This is a genomic window from Novosphingobium beihaiense (genome assembly GCF_022832375.1).
GTDB lineage: Bacteria > Pseudomonadota > Alphaproteobacteria > Sphingomonadales > Sphingomonadaceae > Novosphingobium > Novosphingobium beihaiensis.
Window position 1 is genome coordinate 1 of the sequence record NZ_JALHLG010000108.1, and the last position, 302, is coordinate 302.

1 protein-coding gene is annotated in these 302 nt (G+C 65.2%); it reads left to right on the forward strand.

The genetic code is table 11. The annotated features are described in order from the left end of the window. On the forward strand, positions 1–302 hold a 302-nt coding region (locus MTR66_RS21145; protein WP_407673105.1), incomplete at both ends, for an electron transfer flavoprotein subunit beta/FixA family protein.

The following is a 302-nucleotide window of genomic DNA, read 5'->3' on the forward strand; positions in this document are numbered from 1 at the left end:
GCCGAGGAGAACCCCGGCCTCGTGATCCTGGGCAAGCAGGCGATCGACGACGATTCGAACCAGACCGGCCAGATGCTCGCCGCGCTGCTCGGCCGTCCGCAGGGCACTTTCGCCAGCAAGGTCGAGATCGATGGCGACAGCGTCGTCGTCACCCGCGAGGTCGATGGCGGCCTGGAGACGGTGAAGCTCGCCATGCCTGCCATCGTCACCACCGATCTGCGTCTCAACGAGCCGCGCTATGCTTCGCTGCCCAACATCATGAAGGCCAAGAAGAAGCCGCTCGATACCAAGGCGCCTGCCGA